Source organism: Streptomyces mayonensis, from assembly GCF_018982965.1.
In the GTDB taxonomy this organism is placed as follows: domain Bacteria; phylum Actinomycetota; class Actinomycetes; order Streptomycetales; family Streptomycetaceae; genus Streptomyces; species Streptomyces mayonensis.
This window is the reverse complement of record NZ_JACBYP010000153.1, coordinates 1-16,279: the sequence shown is the minus strand read 5'-3', so window position 1 is coordinate 16,279 and position 16,279 is coordinate 1. Positions and strand designations below refer to the sequence as shown.

Genomic DNA, 16,279 nt, shown 5'->3' with positions numbered 1-16,279 from the left:
CGCCCCAACCTCCTCCGCCCCCGCCCCGACCGCGGCCGTCGTCGGCCGTGCTGCGGGTGGTGCCGGTGCTGCCGGCCCGGAGGCGGGTTCCCGGGCCGGCAGCGGTCAAGGAGCGGGCGCGGCCGCGGGGGCGGGGCTCGCCTCCGAGCCCCCACCGGCCGCCGCCGCAGCCGGGGACGTGGCGCAGGCAGCCGTCCGCGAGGGCGGGCCGCGGGTCGCCGGGGCGCCCGGCGGAACCGACGTACACGCACACACCCATGAGGGGACGTCATGCTGAGGGAAACCGCCGCCCGAGGGCCGCGCGGCGCCGGGGTCCCGGCCGACCGTGCCGCCGGACCGGCCCGGCGCACGGCGCAGGAGAGCGCCGTCCGGGCCAGGATCGCCGATCTCGAGAAACGGTTCGGGGATCCCGACGACCCCGCCAACCCGCTCGGCGCCGCCGGACTGCTTGCCGCCGACGAGGCCGGTGAACTCCCCGCCGCCGGAGAGCAGTTGCTGGACGACTTCGGTCTCAACGCCGAGTTCGTACCCACCGGCCTCGGCGGCCGGCTGGACCGCCTCGACACCCTCGTACGGGTGATGCGGCAGGTGTTCCGGCGCGACGTCGCGCTCGGCCTCGGCTACGGAGTCACCTCCTTCATGGCGGCCGTCAACGTGTGGACGGCCGGCAACGAGCAGCAGCGGCGCCGGCTGTCCGAGCTGCTGCTCGACGGCTCCAAGGTCTCCATCGCCTACCACGAACTGCCGCACGGCAACGACTTCGTGCGCAACGAGTTCCGAGCCGACCCGGTGCCCGGCGGCTACCGCCTCAACGGCCGCAAGGAGGTCATCAACAACGCCGACCGCGCCGCCGCGTTCGCCCTGTTCAGCCGCACCGACGACGGCCCCGGCAGCCGCAGCCACTCCGTGCTGCTCGCGGAGCGGGACCAGCTCGACCCCGAACGTTTCTCGGTCCTGCCCCGCTACAGCGCCGTCGGTGTGCGCGGCTGCCGGCTGTCCGGCCTCGACTTCACCGACTGCCCCGTCCCCGACAGCGCCCTGGTCGGCGCAACCGGCCAGGGCGTCGAACTCGCCCTGCGCTCCTTCCAGATCACCCGCAGCGCCATCCCCAGCATGGCCGTCGGGGCCCTCGACACCAGCCTGCGCACCGTCGTGCGGTTCGCCGTCGGCCGTCAGCTGTACCGGCGTCCGGTGATGGAGATCCCGCACGCCGCCGCCACCCTCGGCGGCGTCTTCCTCGATCTGCTGATCTGCGACAGCATGGCGACCGTGGGCACCCGGGCGGTGCATCTGCTGCCCGACGAGACCAGCGTGTACGCGGCCGCCGTGAAGTACCTGGTGCCCAGGATGCTCACCGACACCATGTACGACCTGTCCATCGTGCTCGGCGCCCGGTTCTACGTCCGCGAGGGCGAGTTCGGCCTGTTCCAGAAGCACGTCCGCGACCTGCCCGTGCTCAGCCTCGGCCACGCCGGCTCCGCGGCCTGCCAGGCCACCATCATCCCGCAGCTGTCCCGGCTGGCCCGGCGCGCCTGGTTCGCCGGCGACGAGGCCCCGCCGGAACTGTTCCGCCCCCGGGAGCCGTTGTCCGGCATCGCGTTCGACGCGCTGACCCTGGCCAGCGGCAAGGACAGCCTGAGCGCCTCACTGGTCGCCGCCGTCGACGGCCTGCCCAGCGGTTCCCCCGAGGAACTCGCCGTGCAGGCGCTCGTCATGCGGATGCTGGACCAGCTGCGCCAGCTCCAGGAGGACAGCCTCAGCCTCTCCCCGCTGGACCGCACCGCCCTCGCCAGCCCGGCCAGCTTCGCCCTCGCCGACCGCTACGCGGTGTTCCTCGCGGCGGCCTCCGTCCTCGGCGTCTGGCGCGGCGCGCGGGGCGGCGACGACCCGTTCCTGGCCGACCCGGCCTGGGTGGCCGCCGCCCTGCACCGGCTGGCGCGCCGGCTCGGACAGCGCCCCGCGGACCTGCCGCCCGGATGCGAGGGCCGGGTGCACGAGGAAGTGCTCCGCCGCTTCCACGAACGCCGCAGCTACGACCTCTACGACACCCCGCTGGCCGGCTGAACCGGCCGGACCCCTACGCACCTTCACCGAGGAGTTGCACCATGTCCGTTCCCGCGACCGACCGCACACGCGCCGAGCACACCGTCGAGTCGATGAGTAGCTGGCTCGCCGACCGGATCGCCCTGTACCTCAAGCGGACACCGTCGGAGATCGTGCCCACCGTCCCGCTGGCCGAGTACGGGCTGGACTCCGTGGCCGCGCTGAGCCTGTGCGGTGACATCGAGGAGGACTTCGACCTCGTCCTCGAACCCACCGTGGCCTGGGACTACCCGACCGTCGAGGCCCTGGCCGGCCACATCGTGGAGGAGTTCGGGGCCCTGGAGGGAGGGGACCGATGAGGCCCGTCGCCATCGTCGGCCTCGACTGCCGGTTCCCCGGGGCACCGGACGCCGAGGCCTACTGGGACCTGCTGATGCGCTCCGGTGACGGCGTGGGGAAGGTGCCCGACGGCCGCTGGGCGGCCGGTGACTTCCACTCGCCCACCGGGGCGGAGGGCCACACCAACACGACCGAGGGCGGATTCGTGTCCGACCCGGACGTCTTCGACAACGAGTTCTTCACCGTCTCCCCGCGCGAGGCCGCGGCGATGGACCCGCAGCAGCGGCTGCTGCTCCAGTGCGCCTGGCGCGCCGTCGAGGACTCCGGCACCGCGCCCCAGCGGCTGGCGGGCACCCCCACGGGCGTGTTCGTCGGCATCATGGGCAACGAGTGGGCCCATCTGCACATGACCGACTACGCCCGTGTCACCGCCCAGCTCGGCTCCGGCAACGGCTACTGCATGACCGCCAACCGGATCTCCTACCACCTCGACCTCAAGGGCCCCAGCCTGGCCGTGGACACCGCCTGCTCGTCCTCGCTGGTCGCCGTCCACCTCGCCTGCAACGCCCTGCTCTCCGGGGAGTGCGACACCGCCATCGCGGCGGGCGTGAACGTGGCGCTCACCCCCGCGCTCGGCATCTTCTACACCCAGGCCGGGCTGTCCGCCCCCGACGGCCGCTGCAAGCCGTTCAGCGCCGGTGCCGACGGCATCGGCCGCGGCGAGGGCGTCGGCGCGGTGGTGCTGCGCCGGCTGGAGGACGCGGTCGCCGACGGCCAGCCGGTGTACGCGGTGATCCGCGGCACCGCCGTCAACCAGGACGGCCGCAGCAACGGCATCACCGCCCCCAACCGCTGGTCCCAGGAGGAGGTGCTGTCCGCCGCCTACCGCCGGGCCGGTGTCGAACCGTCCGAGGTCGCCTTCACCGAGGCCCACGGCACCGGCACCGTCCTCGGCGACATGATCGAGGCCAAGGCGCTCGGCCGGCTGCACTCCGGCCGTTCGGGACGCCCCCTGGCGATCGGCTCCGTCAAGGGGAACATCGGGCACACCGAGGGCGCGGCCGGGATCGCGGGACTCATCAAGGTCGCCCTGTCCCTGCACCACCGGGTGGTCCCCGCGAGCCGCTTCGCGGCCAAGGAGAACCCCGCCCTGAAACTCGCCCAGCAGGGTCTCAGGCTCCTCAAGGCCCCGCTGCGGCTGCGGTCCGGGCCGGCCCTCGGCGGTCTCAGCAGCTTCGGCATGGGCGGCACCAACGCCCACGCCGTGCTGGAGTCCGCACCCCCGCACGCCGCCCGCCCCGAGCCGGCGAACACCGGTGCGGGCAGCGGCCGTACGGGCCTGGGCGCCGGAATCTTCACCCTCACCGCGCCCTCGACGGCCGCGCTGCGCCGCAACCTGCTCGTCCAGGCCGACGCGGTACGGCGCCGCAGGGCACCGGTGGGCCCGCTGTCCTGGAGCAGCAACCGCTCCCGGACGGGCCACCGTTACCGCTTCGCGGTACCCGCCCGCGACACCGGGGAACTGGCCGCGACGCTGCGCGAGGCCGCCACCGACGACGACGTGCTGGCCCGGCTGTCCGGCGGACCCTCGGGCAAGCCGCTGCCGGCGCTGCTGTTCACCGGGCAGGGCTCGCAGTACCCGGCGATGACCGCCCGACTCTACGAGGACGCGCCGCTGTACCGGCGGTTCCTCGACGAGGCCGACGCGGCCCTCGCCCCGTACACGCCCGGCTCGGTGCGGGACCTGCTGCTGGCCGGGGACCCGGCGGTGCACCGCACCGGCTGGGCCCAGCCCGCCCTGTTCGCCGTCGAGTACGCCCTGGCGGCGAGCCTCGCCGAACTCGGTGTGCGGCCCGCGCTCCTGCTGGGCCACAGCGTCGGCGAGTACGCCGCGGCCGTCATGGCGGAGGTCTTCCCGCTGGAGCACGCGGCCCGGCTGATCGCCGCCCGGGGCGCCCTGATGGAGGCACTGCCCGAGGGCGGCGGGATGCTCGCCGTACGGGCGTCCCTGGCGGACGTCGCCGAACTGGCCGACGCCGAACCGCTCGTCGGGGTCGGCGCGGTGAACGGCCCCCGGGCCACCGTGCTCTCCGGCGACCTGGCCGCCCTCGGGCGGATCGAGGACGTGCTCGGCCGGCGTGGGACGCGCACCAGGCGCCTGGAGGTGTCGCACGCCTTCCACTCGCCGCTGATGGAACCCGTCCTGGACCGGTTCGCCGCCGTTGCGGACGAGACCGGCGGCGGCGTCCCCAAGCTTCCCGTGTACTCGACGCTGCGCGGGCGGCTGCTGGAGGCCGAACCGATGGACGCCAAGTACTGGGTCGAACACATCGGCGCCCCCGTCCTGTTCGGCGACGCCATGGCGCGGCTGCTGGAGGCCGGGCCCACCCACCTCGTGGAGACCGGCCCGTGCCCGGTGCTCACCGGCATGGCGCGCCCCCTGCGCTCCTCCGCCGGCGCGACCACGCACACCGTGGCCCCCGTCCCGGCCGAGGGGGCGGGAGGCACGGAGTTCGCCGAGGCGGTGGCGGCACTCTTCCGCAGCGGCGTCGACCCCCGGTGGGACGCCGCCTACCCGGAGGAGGAGCGCACACCGCAGCGGCTCGTCCCGTACGCCTTCTCCGGCACCAGCCGCTACTGGACCCGCGGCCCCGTCCGCGCCACCCCGGCGGCCGCCATCGGTCCCGCGCAGGCGGCGGCGCCCTCCCCGCTGCGGCAGGCCGAGCGGCCGGACCGGGCGGGCGGCGGGGCGGTTCCGCCGGGCGGCGGGGCGGTCCTGACGGCCGTACTGCCCGCGGCCGGTCAGGACCGGGCCGATCCGGTGGCCCGGTCTGTCACCGAGGCGGTCGCCGAGGTCGGCGGCTACGCCCCCGACGAGGTGTCGCGCCTGTCCCTGCTCTACGAGGACCTGGGGTTTGACTCGGTGATGGTCATGGAGCTGAAGGACCGGCTCCAGGAACGGCTGAGCGGCCTGGAGGCGATGAGCGTGCAGGACCTGCTGCCGCGGCTCTCCTCGGTCGGCGACCTCATCGACTACCTCCAGGACCGGATCGGCTCCGCCGTCGCCTGAACGCCCCGCGCCAACCCCGTCGTCCGTACCCGGTCGTCCGTACCCCGTCGTCCGTACCCCGGCCGTCCGTCCAGCCGGCCACCAGGCCGTCGACCCGGCCACCAGGCCGTCCGCACACAGGCCGTCCCCGCCGTCCGCAGAACCCGCCCTCCGTACACCCGGCCGCCCGCAGCGGCGCTCGTGGAAAGGGAAGCAGCCCGATGCAGCCATCGCAGTCACCACCGCCGACGCCCCCGTCACCCGGGGCGTACCTCGCCGCCGTCGGTACCGCCCTGCCGGGCGAACCCGTCGACAACGCCATGCTGGCCCGTACCTTCGGAGTCAGCGAGGAGTGGGTCGACGTCTTCATCGGCACCCGCACCCGGCACTTCGCCCGCGACCTGACCAGCGGCGAGACGCGCTGGTCGCTGGCCGAGCTGTGCGCCCGGGCCGGCGAGCAGGCCCTCACCGCCTCCGGAGTCGCCGCCGACGAGATCGACTTCGTCGTCATGGGCACCGCGACCCCGGACCACCTGATGCCGGCCACCGTCAACCACGTCGCCGACCAGCTCGGCCTGGACCAGATCCCCACCTACCAGCTCCAGTCCGGCTGCGCCGGCGCCGTACAGGCGCTCGAACTGGGCCGCACCCTCGTCACGGCCGGCGGACACCGGGCCGGCCTGGTCGTCGGCGGCGACGTCTGCAGCAAGCACCTCGACCTCGACTGGGACCTGTCGGGGGCGGCGCCCAGCGACCTCGTCAACTACGTGCTCTTCGGCGACGGAGCGGGCGCGGCCGTGGTCACCGCCGAACCGCGCGGACACCGGGTGGCCCTCCGCGGGGTCCTCAACCGGTTCACCGGCCTCGGCCGGCAGCCCGGCCAGGTCATCGAATGGTTCGGCATGGCCGACCGGCACGAGGACCGGCAGGCGGTGCACGAGGACTACAAGGCCATCGAGGAGTCCGTCCCGGTGATGGCCCTGGAGATCCTCTGGGAACTGCTGGAGGACCTCGGCTGGGACCCCGGGGACGTGGACTTCCTGCTGCCCCCGCAGCTGTCCGGCCGGATGACCCGGCGCATCGCCGAACAGCTCGGCCTGCCGGACGCGGTGGAGGTGTCCTGCGTCGCCGACACCGGCAACAACGGCAACGCCCTGCCGTTCCTCCAGCTCGAGGCGCTGCTGGGGAAGATCGGCGCGGGGCAGCGGGCGCTGGCCGTCGCCGTCGAGTCCAGCAAATGGATCAAGTCCGGTTTCGCACTCGAGAAGCTCTGACCCGCACCGAGCCCGGGAGGGCCGTACCCATGCAGACCATCGACGACTTCGTCCGCCTCGTCAGGGACGAGCTCGGCATGCCGCTCGCGGAGCACCAGGTCTCCGCCGACCTCGACCAGCTGCCCGACTGGGACTCGCTCTACCTGCTGAAACTCGTCACCGCCCTGGAGCAGGCCACCGGCCGTCAGCTGCCCGTCGGCCGACTCCTCGAGGCCCGCAGCCTCAGCGAGATCTACCGGCTGGCGGCGGGCACATGACCGGCCCGCGGCCCGGCCCGGACGCCGCCCCCGCCCTGGTGACCGCCCCCGCGCGGGTCCACCCCGAGCGCCGGCGCCGGCACACCCTGTACTTCCTGGAGCACGCGGCCCGGCAGCGGCCCGTCCACCTCGACACCGACATCGACATGACCCGGGTCGAGGCGCACCGGGCGGCCGCCCGCGCGGCCGGCCGGCGGTACTCGGTCGTCACCTACCTGCTGCACGCCACCGGCCGGGTGCTCCACCGCCACCCGCAGGCCAACGCGGCGCCGGCCCCCGGCCGGCTCCCCGGGCTGCGCGGACCGCGCAGCGTACGGTTCGCCGAGGTGACCGCCAAACTGGCGCTGGACCGCACGGTGGACGGGGAGCGCACCGTGCTGTCCGCGCTGCTGCCCCGTCTGGAGAGCGCCGGACTCGAGGACATCCAGCAGCGGATCGAACGCTACCGGGGGCCGGGCACCGACCGGCTTCCCGAGTTCCGCGGCGTGCGGCTGCTGAACCGGCTGCCGGCGCCGCTCGGGCGGCTCGCCTTCGCGGCGGCCGTGCGCAGCCCGGCCCGGCGTCCGGCCGTGCTGGGCACCGTCGCGGTCAGCTCGCTCGGCCACCGGCCGGTCGACGGCTTCCACTCCAGTGGCGGCACCGCGGTCACCCTGTGCGCGGGCCGTGTCGTCGAGCGGCCCGTCGTCCGGGGCGGGGAGGTGGCGGTCGCCCCCGTGATGCGGCTCGGACTCACCTTCGACCACCGGGTCCTCGACGGCGCGGCCGCCGCCGACGTCCTGGACGATCTCAAGCAGACCCTGGAGGACTTCGATGACGGCGCGAAGGAGGACGGCATCAAGTCCCTCGTTCGGGGAGCCGATCCGCATCCTGGGCCGTGACGGAGCTTGGGACCGGGTCCGCGCCGACCTCGAGGAGAACGCGGTCGCCGTGCTGCACGCCCGGCTCGCCGACTGGCGGCCTGACCGGGCGGGCGGCCCCCGGCTGCGGGCCCTGCTGGGCCGGGACTGGGAGCGGTACCTGGACATGACGCACCCGGACGTGCGGACGCGGTTCGCCGCCTCCCGGGTGCTGCTGAAGTTCGCCGCCGCGGTGGCGCTGCGCGTGCCGCCGCAGGTCGTCGAACTCGGGTACGGCCCCACGGGCCGGCCCTATCTGCGCGGGTACGACGCGGTGGACGTCAGTCTCAGCCACACGGAGGACCTGCTGCTGATCGGCCTCAGCACCAAGGGACTGATCGGCGTGGACGCCGAACGGGCGGACCGCCCCCTGTACACCAGGGGGCTGCACCGCCATGTCTGCACACCGTACGAGATGAGGCTCCTGGACCGGCTTCCGCCGCATCGGCGGGAAGCCGTCCTGGTGCGCCTGTGGACACTCAAGGAGGCCTACAGCAAGGCGATCGGCCAGGGACTGCGCTTCCGGTTCACCGACTTCGGTTTCGGCGGCGACGGCGGACCGCCGAGGGTGCTGGCCCCGGACGGGGCACCCGGCACCGGGGTCGAGTGGGAGTTCCGCACCGACTCGGTGGACGGCGGATACGTCGTCAGCGTCGCGGTGAGCAACACCGGGTTCGGCGGTACGCGGGACACGGCCGCGCACACGATGCTCGACCCCAAGGTGGTCGCGGCCGTGGCGGAGGCCCTCGGGGAGGACCCGGAGGACGACGACGGCGCCGCGGAGGCCGAACTGCTGGACTGGTGAGGACGGAGGACCGCTGCCGGTGACACGTGCCGGGGTGTGGAGACGAGCGTGTCTCCACGCCCCGGCACGTGGCGTCGGGGGGCGTGGCGCGCGGGAAGGCCCCGGTGCGGGGGCGGAGAGGCCCCTGTGCGAGAGAGGCACTGTGCCGGGGGTCATGCGGTCCGCAAGCGGGGCTCAAGGGGGCGTGGACAGCATGTTCCTGGGCGGGAGCCCGGCCGGGGGACGTCCCCCGCTCCCGGCACGGGCGCCCGTCCGCACCTCGTGAGGACAGGACGACTTCGCACCTCGTAGGACCGCACAGGGCCCGTGTGCCGCACCCCTCCCCGGGGCCGCGCCCCGGAACCCGGGCGCAGACGGAGGAGAGTCATGAACCATCTCGACGAGCTGAAGCAGTTCGCCCGGCTGCACGCCCGCGGCCAGGGCATCGGCGAACGCCAGGTCGCGGCCGTACTGCCGCGGATCACCAACGACGAACCGGGCCACCCCGAGTCCTGGGCCCGGGTGTGGACCGCCGAGGCCGACCGGCTGGCCTTCGCGGGCCGCCCGCTGGACGCCTGCCGCCGGTACGCCCTCGCCCGCTTCCCGTACCACGGCGACGACGACCGCAGGAGGGCCCAGGACAACTGCGTACGCACGTTTGACGACTGGCGGCGCCGGCGCGGGATCCAGCGGCTGGTCCTGGAGCATCCCGGCGGCACCGTCGCCTGCTGGACGAGCGGACTCGGACCCGGCGGCCGGCGGCCCCTCGTGCTGATCACGGGCGGCATCGTGAGCGTGAAGGAGCAGTGGGCGCCCCTGCTGCCCCGGCTCGCCCGCCTCGGCTACGCGGCCGTGGTCACCGAGATGCCGGGCGTCGGCGAGAACACCCTGCGCTACCACGCGGACTCCTGGCGGCTGCTGCCCTTCCTGCTGGACCGGCTGTCCGGCCGGGCCCGGGTCACGGACACCTCGGTGCTCGGCCTGAGCTTCAGCGGACACCTCGCGCTGCGCGCCGCGGCCGAGGACCCGCGGATCCGCAGCGTCCACACCGTCGGCGCCCCGGTGGCCGGCTTCTTCACCGACCCCGCCTGGTGGCCCCGCGTGCCCGGCGTCACCGTGGACACCCTGTGCGCGCTCACCGGGTCCACCGGCCGCGAACAACTGCGGACGCTGCTGGCGGAGTTCCCGCTCGGCCCCGAGACCCTGGCCGCCGTCGGCATCCCGGTCGGCTACGTGGTCAGTTCCCGGGACGAGATCATCCCGCGTACGGAGCGGGACCTGCTCGCGCGGACCCTGCCCCGGGTGCGGTTCAAGGAGTTCGACGACGTCCACGGCTCGCCCGCCCACCTCGGCGCGATGCGCGCCTGGCTGGTGCGGTCACTGCTGCGGGCCCGGCTCGCGGGGCGGGCTCGGCTCACGGGGCGGGCTCGGCTCACCGGGCGCGCGCGGGGAGCGGGCGCGGGCCGCACGCCGGTCGCCGGTGCGCCGGCCACGGCGCCGGCCGCGCGCCAGCGGGACACCACGTCCGTCGAGTAGCCAGGCCCGGCGGGGGCCTGCCGGGCCTCCTTTTGGCGCAGCTCCTGACGCACCTCGCTCACGCAGTCTCGCCCGACCTGTACCTCGCACGCTCCCGTATCCGCGCGAACACCGACCCCGAGGCGGTTGCCATGCCCTCTGTGAAGACCCCACGCCCTCCTGCGCCCCGGTTCGCCCCGTGGCGCGCCCCGGCGCGGACCGGTGTCCCGGCCTGGCGCACTCTGGCGTCGCTGGGAATCGCACCGGACCTGGACGGCCCGGCCGGCGACGGTCCCGTCCGCGGCCGCAGCGCCGAGCCGGACACCGCTGCCGTACCGGACACCGTCGCCGTGCCGGAGACCGACAGCGCGCCGGCGGAGCGGGAGGCCTGACCGTGTCCGGCACCGCCCATACCGGCATGTGGTCCCGGTCGTACCGACCGGGGCCGCGCGCCGTGGCCGTCAACGAGGTCCGCCTCCGCTCCCGCGAGCTGCACGGGTACCGCCACGCGTACCGGATGGCGGGCAGGGGCCCGGCCGTGGTGCTGATCCACGGTATCGGGGACTCCTCGTCGACCTGGGCCGAGATCATCCCCGGCCTGGCCTCCCGCTACCGGGTCGTCGCCCCCGACCTGCTCGGTCACGGGGCGTCCGCCAAACCGCGGGGCGACTACTCGCCCGGCGCGTACGCCAACGGGCTGCGCGACCTGCTCAGCGCCCTCGGCATCGAGCGGGCGACCCTGGTCGGGCACTCCCTCGGCGGCGCGGTCGCCGCACAGTTCGCCTACCAGTTCCCGGAGCGCACCGAGCGGTTGGCGCTGGTCGGGAGCGGAGGCATCGGACGCCAGGTCACCCCGCTGCTGCGGGCGGCCACGCTGCCGGGGGCCGAGCTGCTCCTCGCCGCCCTGCAGTTGCCCACGGTGCGCTGGCAACTGAGCCAGTGGGTCCGGCTGTTCAAGGCCCTCGACACCGGCCTCGGGGTGGACGCGCCCGACCTGCTGCGGGTGGTCGACGCACTGCCCGACGCCACCTCCCGCAGCGCCTTCGTACGGACACTGCGGGCCGTCGTCGACTGGCGCGGGCAGGTCGGTACGCTGCTCGACCGCTCCTATCTGACGCAGGGGATGCCGACGATGCTGGTGTGGGGCGGCCGGGACATGGTGGTGCCGGCGCTCCACGCGGGGCTGGGGCACGTGTCCATGCCGGGGAGCCGGCTGGAGATCTTCGAGGAGGCGGGGCACTTCCCGTTCCGGGCCGACCCCGAGCGCTTCCTCGCCGTGCTGCACGACTTCGTCGCCGGGACCGAACCCGCGCGGTTCAGCGCGGAGGAGTGGCGACGGCTGCTGCGGACGCGGCGGACGGAGGCGGGACGCCGGCGCGCCGCGGGGTGAGGCACCAGGCCGCGGGGCCTGCCGGGTGAGCAGGCCGGTGAGCAAACCGGGCGAGCAGGCCGGGCGAGCAGGCCGGGCGAGCCGGGAGAAGCCACCGGCGTACGGCACACCCGGGCCCCCGTGCACGGCGGCCCGGGGGCCCGGGGTACGGGACACCGGGACCGGGTGCCGGTCCCGGTGCCGGGTCCGTCAGGCCGGGGCGGAGTGGGGAGCGGCGGCGATGAGCCAGATGCCGGGCTGGACTTCCACCGCATGCGGCGTCGGCGTGGTGAGGCGGACGGTGGTGCGGCGGAGGTACTCCGTCCAGCGGCGGTCGCCCAGGCGCTCCGCCGAGCCCCGGCACTGCGCCAGTTGGGCCGCCGCCGTCTCCTCCCGGCCGAGCTGCAGATTGACCAGGGCCAGCCCGTTCAGCGCGGCCACCCCGCCCCGCAGGTCGCCGCCCGCCGAGCACAGCGCCAGCGCCCGCCCGTAGCGCCGCGCGGCGGCCCCGGGCCGGCCCCGGCCCAGCAGGATGTCCGCCGCGCCGATCCGGCAGCGCGCCGCGCCGATCCGGTCACCGGCCAGGCCGAACGCGTGCTGGGCGGCGGTGTAGTAGGCCATCGCGCGGTCCGCGTCGCGGCGCTGCCAGGCGAGGTCGCCCAGCGAGTACCGGACCGTGGCCAGCGCCGCCAGGTCCCCGGCGCGCAGGGCCGCGTCCAGCGCCAGCCGGTGGGTCTCCTCCCAGTCCTCCCAGGCGGCGCAGACGTGGAAGTAGCCCGCGGCGCTCCCGGCGAGCTGCCACACCAGGGGCCACAGTTCCGCCGTGTGCGCCTGCCGCACCGTCTCCACCAGCCCGGTGATCTCCTCCCGGAACCACCGCAGCGGGCTTGTGCCGACGACCGCCGCGACATCCCCCTCCGTAAGGGCGGATGCGGGACGCTCCAGTCGGTCTCCCCATACTTCCCGGTCTCCCCGTACTTCCCGGTCTTCCCGCTCTCCCCGGTCGCTCAGGTCTTCCTGCTCTCCCCACTCGCGTCCCGGGACCAACTGCTGGTCGGCGTACCGGGCGAGTGCCAGGTACGCCCCGCCCAGCCGCTCCAACGCGTCCCGGCGGGTCCGTTCGCCGTCGGGTTCCCCGGCCCGCAGTTCCGCGGCCAGGACGCGCAGCAGGGAGTGGAAGCGGTACCGGGGCACCGGTCCGTCCGTCCGGGCCTCCAGCAGGTGGGCCCGGACCAGTTCCTCGGCGCTCTCCCGGCCCGCCACGGGACCGGTGCCCAGCAGGACCGCGGCCGTCCACCCCGCGAAGTCCGGTCCGGGAGCCAGGGAGAGCAGCCGGAAGGCCTGCTGCTGCTCGGCTCCCGCCTCCTGGAAGCCGGTCAGCAGGCTCGACCGCAGATCGAGGTCGCCCTCCCGCAGCACACCGAGCCGGGTGCGTTCGTCGCGCAGCCGTTCCGCCAGCGCGGCCGCCGTGGTGTGCGGACGGGCCGTCAGGGCGGCCGCGGCCACCCGCAGCGCGAGCGGGAAGTACCCGCAGAGACGGGCGATCTCCCCGGCCGTGACCGGGTCCCGCGCCATCCGCTCCCCGCCGGCGGTCATCAGCAGCTCCACCGCCTCGTCCGGGCGCACGGTGTCCAGCGCGATGTGCTCCGCGGCGTCGAGCGCGGGCAGACCGCGCCGGCCGGTGACGATCACCGCGGACGTGTCGCCGGGCGGCAGCAGCGGCCGTATCTGCTCCTCCGACACCGCGTCGTCGAGGACGATCAGCAGCCGGCGCCCCCGCAGGGCCCGTCGCAGCCGGTCCGTCACCTCCTCCGGGTCGGTGAGCCAGGAGCCGGGAACCTCGTCCACCAGACGGCGCAGCAGCGCCGCAGCCGCCTGGGCGGCGGTCAGCGGACTGCCGTGGGGCCCCCGCAGGGACACGAACACCTGGCCGTCCGGGAACAGCCCGGCCAGCCGGTGCGCCAGATGCAGGGCGAACGCGGTCTTGCCGACACCGGCGGGACCGGACACCGCCAGCACCGGTGCCCGGTCCGGTCCCGCCCGCAACACGCCCTCGCCCTGGGCCAGTTCGCCGTGCCGCCCGACGAACCCGGGCGTCGCGGCCGGGAGCACCGGCGGTGGCGGGCCCGGGACCGCGTGGACACGGCCCTCCGAGTCCGCGGGGGCCCCGGACCCGACGGCCCGGTCCCCCCGCGGACTCGGAGGGCCGTGCGGCGCCCGCCCCGCGGAACCGCCCCCTTCGCGGTCCGGACGCCAGTCCAGCGCCGGGTCCCGACGCAGGACGCGTTCGTGCAGGCGGGCCAGCGCGGGCCCCGGCTCCACGCCCAGCTCCTCCACCAGCGAGTGCCGCAGCCTGCCGTACACCCGCAGCGCGTCCGACCCGCGGCCCGTCCGGTACAGCGCCACCATCAGATGGCCGTGCACGCTCTCCCGCAGCGGGTGCTCGTTGGCCAGGGCCAGCAGTTCCCCGGCGAGTTCCTGGTGGCGACCCAGCCGCAGATCGGCGAGGATCCGCTGCTCCAGGACATCCATCCGCAGCTCGTCGAGCCGGATGGCGGCGGACTCCAGCCGGACACCGTGCGGTATCCCCGACAGGGCGGGGCCCGTCCACAGTGCGAGAGCCTCGTGCAACAGCCAGGAGGCGTGCACGTAGTCCCGCTCCTGCAGCGTCGTACGGCCCTGGGCGCGCAGCCGCTCGAAGCGGGGCAGGTCGAACTCCTGCTCGGGGACCTCCAGCAGATAGCCGGGTGCCCGGGTCAGCAGCGCCCCCGCCCGCTCGTCGGACCCGCCCTCGCCGAGCACCTTGCGCAGCTGGGACACGTACACCTGGAGTGTGGTCGTCGCGGTGCGCGGCGGCTCGGTTCCCCACAGTTCGTCGATCAGGGCGGGTGCGGGGACCACCTCGCCGGCCTGGGTCAGCAGCGTGGCGAGCAGCGCCCGCGGTTTCGCCGCGGACGGGGTGCGGGGCGCCAGGCTCACCGGCCCCAGTACCCGGAAGCGCATGACAGGGCTCCTTACGAGACACGGTGGAGAAGAAGGAGCGGGCGCGCGCGGATGCCCGTGGCGGCCCGCCGTCGGTCAGCGGCGTCGGTCAGCAGTCCTGGAGCAGCGTGGCGGAGGCGGTGCAGAGCACCCGGCTGCCCTGGCCGAAGGCCAGCCGGGTACGCACCGACGGCCGCCCCGCCTCGTCGCGCATCGGATCGTCGGCGGCGACCGTGCAGGTCATCGGGAGGTCGGCGTCACCGAACCCGCGGAAGGACACCTGCCACCGGGTCAGCACCGCGTGGGCCGCCTCGAACCCGTGCAGTTCCGCGGCGGCGATCAGGGTGGCCTGCCGGGACGCCTCCAGGAACACCGGCCCCGGTACGTGTCCACCGGGCCGGGCCCGGAAGACCTCGTGCTCCGGCGCGACCACCACGGGCAGCACGAACTCCCCGTCGAACGCGCCGAGCGGCGGACCCACGACCACGTTGTCGGGCCGGCCCCGCCCCACCCGCCCGGGCCGTACGGCGGCCGGCTCCGGCCCTGCGGTACCGGCCGCCGCCCGGGGCGTGGCGGGCGAGGTGCTGTACAGGCTCTCCCGGCGTCCCAGAGCGCGGTGCGACTCGTACACCTTGGGCATCAGGAACAGCAGCCGCGCCCGGGCACTCCCGCAGGCCACGCCCTCGATCGCCACCTCGCCCCGGCAGTCGAGGCCGCGCGGTATCCCGTGGACCACGTCGAGCGGGGTCAGCGTGATGTCCAGTGACACGTGGGCCGGGCCGCCGGTGTCGCGCCAGGGTGCGAGGCGGAGGACGTCCAGCCCGCTGGAGACGAACACGGCGGGGCGGTCGGCCGGCACCCGGAAGTACTGGTGGGCCGCGAAGTGCGTGGCCTGGCGGAGGCATTCCGCCACGAAGAGGAGATCGTGGAAGTCACCCGGCCCGTCGTTGAACGTGGCGTGCCCGCGCGGAAGTTCGGCGGAGAGGACGAAATGCTGCTCCGCCGGCGCGGTGGCGTCCAGCAGGAACCCCTCGGGCGTCTCGGGTCTGTACAGCAGATGGAGAGGCGCCACAAAACCCTGGTCGGCCGGAGGGTACGGGTCCGGGGCGAGGGACGTGGCGGCGGTGGCGGCCGCGAGCGTGCTGTCCATCATCAACTCCTGTGTGAGTGTGCTCCGGGGAACGGGGGCGCGGTCGGCGCGCGCAAACGCCGCAGAGGCGACAGCGAAAGGTTTCCGCCATCGCCCCTACGGTGTCCCAGGCCACTGCAATCGGCCTGGAACGGGACTGGACCATGAGCCGCGCGCGGACTACGCGGACTGCGCCGACTACGCGGCCTGCCTCGTCTGTGCCGAGACCAGCGGGTGGTCGGCGGCGAGCAGACCCGCCGCGCTCGCCCCGCCCGGCGAGCCGAGTTCGCTGAAGACCTCGGCGTCCGCGGTGCGGTAGTCGGTCCAGCCGTCCGGTACGTCGGTCTCGAAGAAGATCGCCTCCACGGGGCACACCGGTTCGCAGGCACCGCAGTCCACGCATTCGTCCGGGTGGATGTAGAGCTTTCTGGGGCCCTCGTAGATGCAGTCGACCGGGCATTCGTCGATGCACGCCCGGTCCTTGACGTCGACACAGGGCTGCGCGATCACGTACGTCATGCCTTCTACTCCCGGATTCGGCGATGCGGCGATTCGGCGATTCGGTGCATTCGTCCGGGTGGATGTAGAGCTTTCTGGGGCCCTCGTAGATGCAGTCGACCGGGCATTCGTCGATGCACGCCC

The 16,279-nt window shown here is 74.7% G+C and carries 13 protein-coding genes; 10 read left to right on the top strand and 3 right to left on the bottom strand.

Going from position 1 to position 16,279, the window contains the following annotated elements; all coding sequences use genetic code 11:
- Positions 1–270 precede the first annotated feature (270 nt).
- The 10 genes from HZS56_RS34375 to HZS56_RS34330 all read left to right on the top strand — a co-directional run bounded on the left by HZS56_RS34375 (position 271) and on the right by HZS56_RS34330 (position 11,547).
- Positions 271–2,064, top strand: coding sequence for an acyl-CoA dehydrogenase family protein (locus tag HZS56_RS34375; protein ID WP_216724750.1), 1,794 nt, complete (start codon positions 271–273; stop codon positions 2,062–2,064).
- Between the two features lie 41 nt (positions 2,065–2,105).
- On the top strand, positions 2,106–2,402 hold the full coding sequence (locus tag HZS56_RS34370) for an acyl carrier protein (protein ID WP_216724749.1): 297 nt from the start codon (positions 2,106–2,108) through the stop codon (positions 2,400–2,402).
- On the top strand, positions 2,399–5,452 hold the full coding sequence (locus HZS56_RS34365; RefSeq protein ID WP_216724748.1) for a type I polyketide synthase: 3,054 nt from the start codon (positions 2,399–2,401) through the stop codon (positions 5,450–5,452). Before HZS56_RS34370 ends, HZS56_RS34365 begins: the two co-directional genes overlap by 4 nt.
- Before the next feature lie 200 nt (positions 5,453–5,652).
- A complete protein-coding gene (locus HZS56_RS34360; RefSeq protein WP_216724747.1) occupies positions 5,653–6,705 on the top strand; it encodes a 3-oxoacyl-ACP synthase III family protein in 1,053 nt (350 codons plus the stop codon).
- A 29-nt stretch (positions 6,706–6,734) separates the two neighbouring features.
- Positions 6,735–6,962, top strand: coding sequence for an acyl carrier protein (locus HZS56_RS34355; protein ID WP_216724746.1), 228 nt, complete (start codon positions 6,735–6,737; stop codon positions 6,960–6,962).
- Positions 6,959–7,840 carry a 2-oxo acid dehydrogenase subunit E2 gene (locus HZS56_RS34350; protein ID WP_216724745.1) on the top strand — a complete coding sequence of 294 codons (882 nt, stop codon included), beginning with the start codon at positions 6,959–6,961 and terminating at the stop codon, positions 7,838–7,840. The genes HZS56_RS34355 and HZS56_RS34350 overlap by 4 nt, the downstream gene beginning before the upstream one ends.
- The gene (locus HZS56_RS34345; RefSeq protein ID WP_216724744.1) at positions 7,773–8,663 is read left to right on the top strand and encodes a 4'-phosphopantetheinyl transferase family protein; all 891 of its coding nucleotides are present in this window, start codon (positions 7,773–7,775) and stop codon (positions 8,661–8,663) included. Before HZS56_RS34350 ends, HZS56_RS34345 begins: the two co-directional genes overlap by 68 nt.
- Before the next feature lie 366 nt (positions 8,664–9,029).
- On the top strand, positions 9,030–10,178 hold the full coding sequence (locus HZS56_RS34340; RefSeq protein ID WP_216724743.1) for an alpha/beta hydrolase: 1,149 nt from the start codon (positions 9,030–9,032) through the stop codon (positions 10,176–10,178).
- Between the two features lie 131 nt (positions 10,179–10,309).
- Entirely contained in the window at positions 10,310–10,549 is a 240-nt protein-coding gene (locus HZS56_RS34335) for a hypothetical protein (protein ID WP_216724742.1), read from the top strand.
- Positions 10,550–10,575: 26 nt separating this feature from the next.
- Positions 10,576–11,547, top strand: a complete 972-nt coding sequence (locus HZS56_RS34330) for an alpha/beta fold hydrolase (RefSeq protein WP_216724751.1) — start codon at positions 10,576–10,578, stop codon at positions 11,545–11,547.
- A gap of 189 nt (positions 11,548–11,736) precedes the next feature.
- Here HZS56_RS34330 and HZS56_RS34325 read toward each other — a convergent pair whose 3' ends face one another.
- From HZS56_RS34325 to fdxA, 3 genes are all read right to left on the bottom strand, one after another.
- Complete coding sequence (locus HZS56_RS34325) at positions 11,737–14,529, bottom strand: AfsR/SARP family transcriptional regulator (protein WP_216724741.1); 2,793 nt, start codon at positions 14,527–14,529, stop codon at positions 11,737–11,739.
- A gap of 88 nt (positions 14,530–14,617) precedes the next feature.
- A complete protein-coding gene (locus HZS56_RS34320; RefSeq protein ID WP_216724740.1) occupies positions 14,618–15,658 on the bottom strand; it encodes an AfsA-related hotdog domain-containing protein in 1,041 nt (346 codons plus the stop codon).
- Between the two features lie 177 nt (positions 15,659–15,835).
- Positions 15,836–16,156, bottom strand: a complete 321-nt coding sequence (gene fdxA / locus HZS56_RS34315) for a ferredoxin (RefSeq protein ID WP_216724739.1) — start codon at positions 16,154–16,156, stop codon at positions 15,836–15,838.
- Positions 16,157–16,279: the final 123 nt, after the last annotated feature.

Excerpts from the sequence above, each read along its gene's own strand:
- HZS56_RS34375 (WP_216724750.1), top strand. The coding sequence starts at position 271 with ATGCTGAGGGAAACCGCCGCCCGAGGGCCGCGCGGCGCCGGGGTCCCG.
- HZS56_RS34370 (WP_216724749.1), top strand. The coding sequence starts at position 2,106 with ATGTCCGTTCCCGCGACCGACCGCACACGCGCCGAGCACACCGTCGAG.
- HZS56_RS34365 (WP_216724748.1), top strand. The coding sequence starts at position 2,399 with ATGAGGCCCGTCGCCATCGTCGGCCTCGACTGCCGGTTCCCCGGGGCA.
- HZS56_RS34360 (WP_216724747.1), top strand. The coding sequence starts at position 5,653 with ATGCAGCCATCGCAGTCACCACCGCCGACGCCCCCGTCACCCGGGGCG.
- HZS56_RS34355 (WP_216724746.1), top strand. The coding sequence starts at position 6,735 with ATGCAGACCATCGACGACTTCGTCCGCCTCGTCAGGGACGAGCTCGGC.
- HZS56_RS34350 (WP_216724745.1), top strand. The coding sequence starts at position 6,959 with ATGACCGGCCCGCGGCCCGGCCCGGACGCCGCCCCCGCCCTGGTGACC.
- HZS56_RS34345 (WP_216724744.1), top strand. The coding sequence starts at position 7,773 with ATGACGGCGCGAAGGAGGACGGCATCAAGTCCCTCGTTCGGGGAGCCG.
- HZS56_RS34340 (WP_216724743.1), top strand. The coding sequence starts at position 9,030 with ATGAACCATCTCGACGAGCTGAAGCAGTTCGCCCGGCTGCACGCCCGC.
- HZS56_RS34335 (WP_216724742.1), top strand. The coding sequence starts at position 10,310 with ATGCCCTCTGTGAAGACCCCACGCCCTCCTGCGCCCCGGTTCGCCCCG.
- HZS56_RS34330 (WP_216724751.1), top strand. The coding sequence starts at position 10,576 with ATGTGGTCCCGGTCGTACCGACCGGGGCCGCGCGCCGTGGCCGTCAAC.
- HZS56_RS34325 (WP_216724741.1), bottom strand. The coding sequence starts at position 14,529 with ATGCGCTTCCGGGTACTGGGGCCGGTGAGCCTGGCGCCCCGCACCCCG.
- HZS56_RS34320 (WP_216724740.1), bottom strand. The coding sequence starts at position 15,658 with ATGGACAGCACGCTCGCGGCCGCCACCGCCGCCACGTCCCTCGCCCCG.
- fdxA (WP_216724739.1), bottom strand. The coding sequence starts at position 16,156 with ATGACGTACGTGATCGCGCAGCCCTGTGTCGACGTCAAGGACCGGGCG.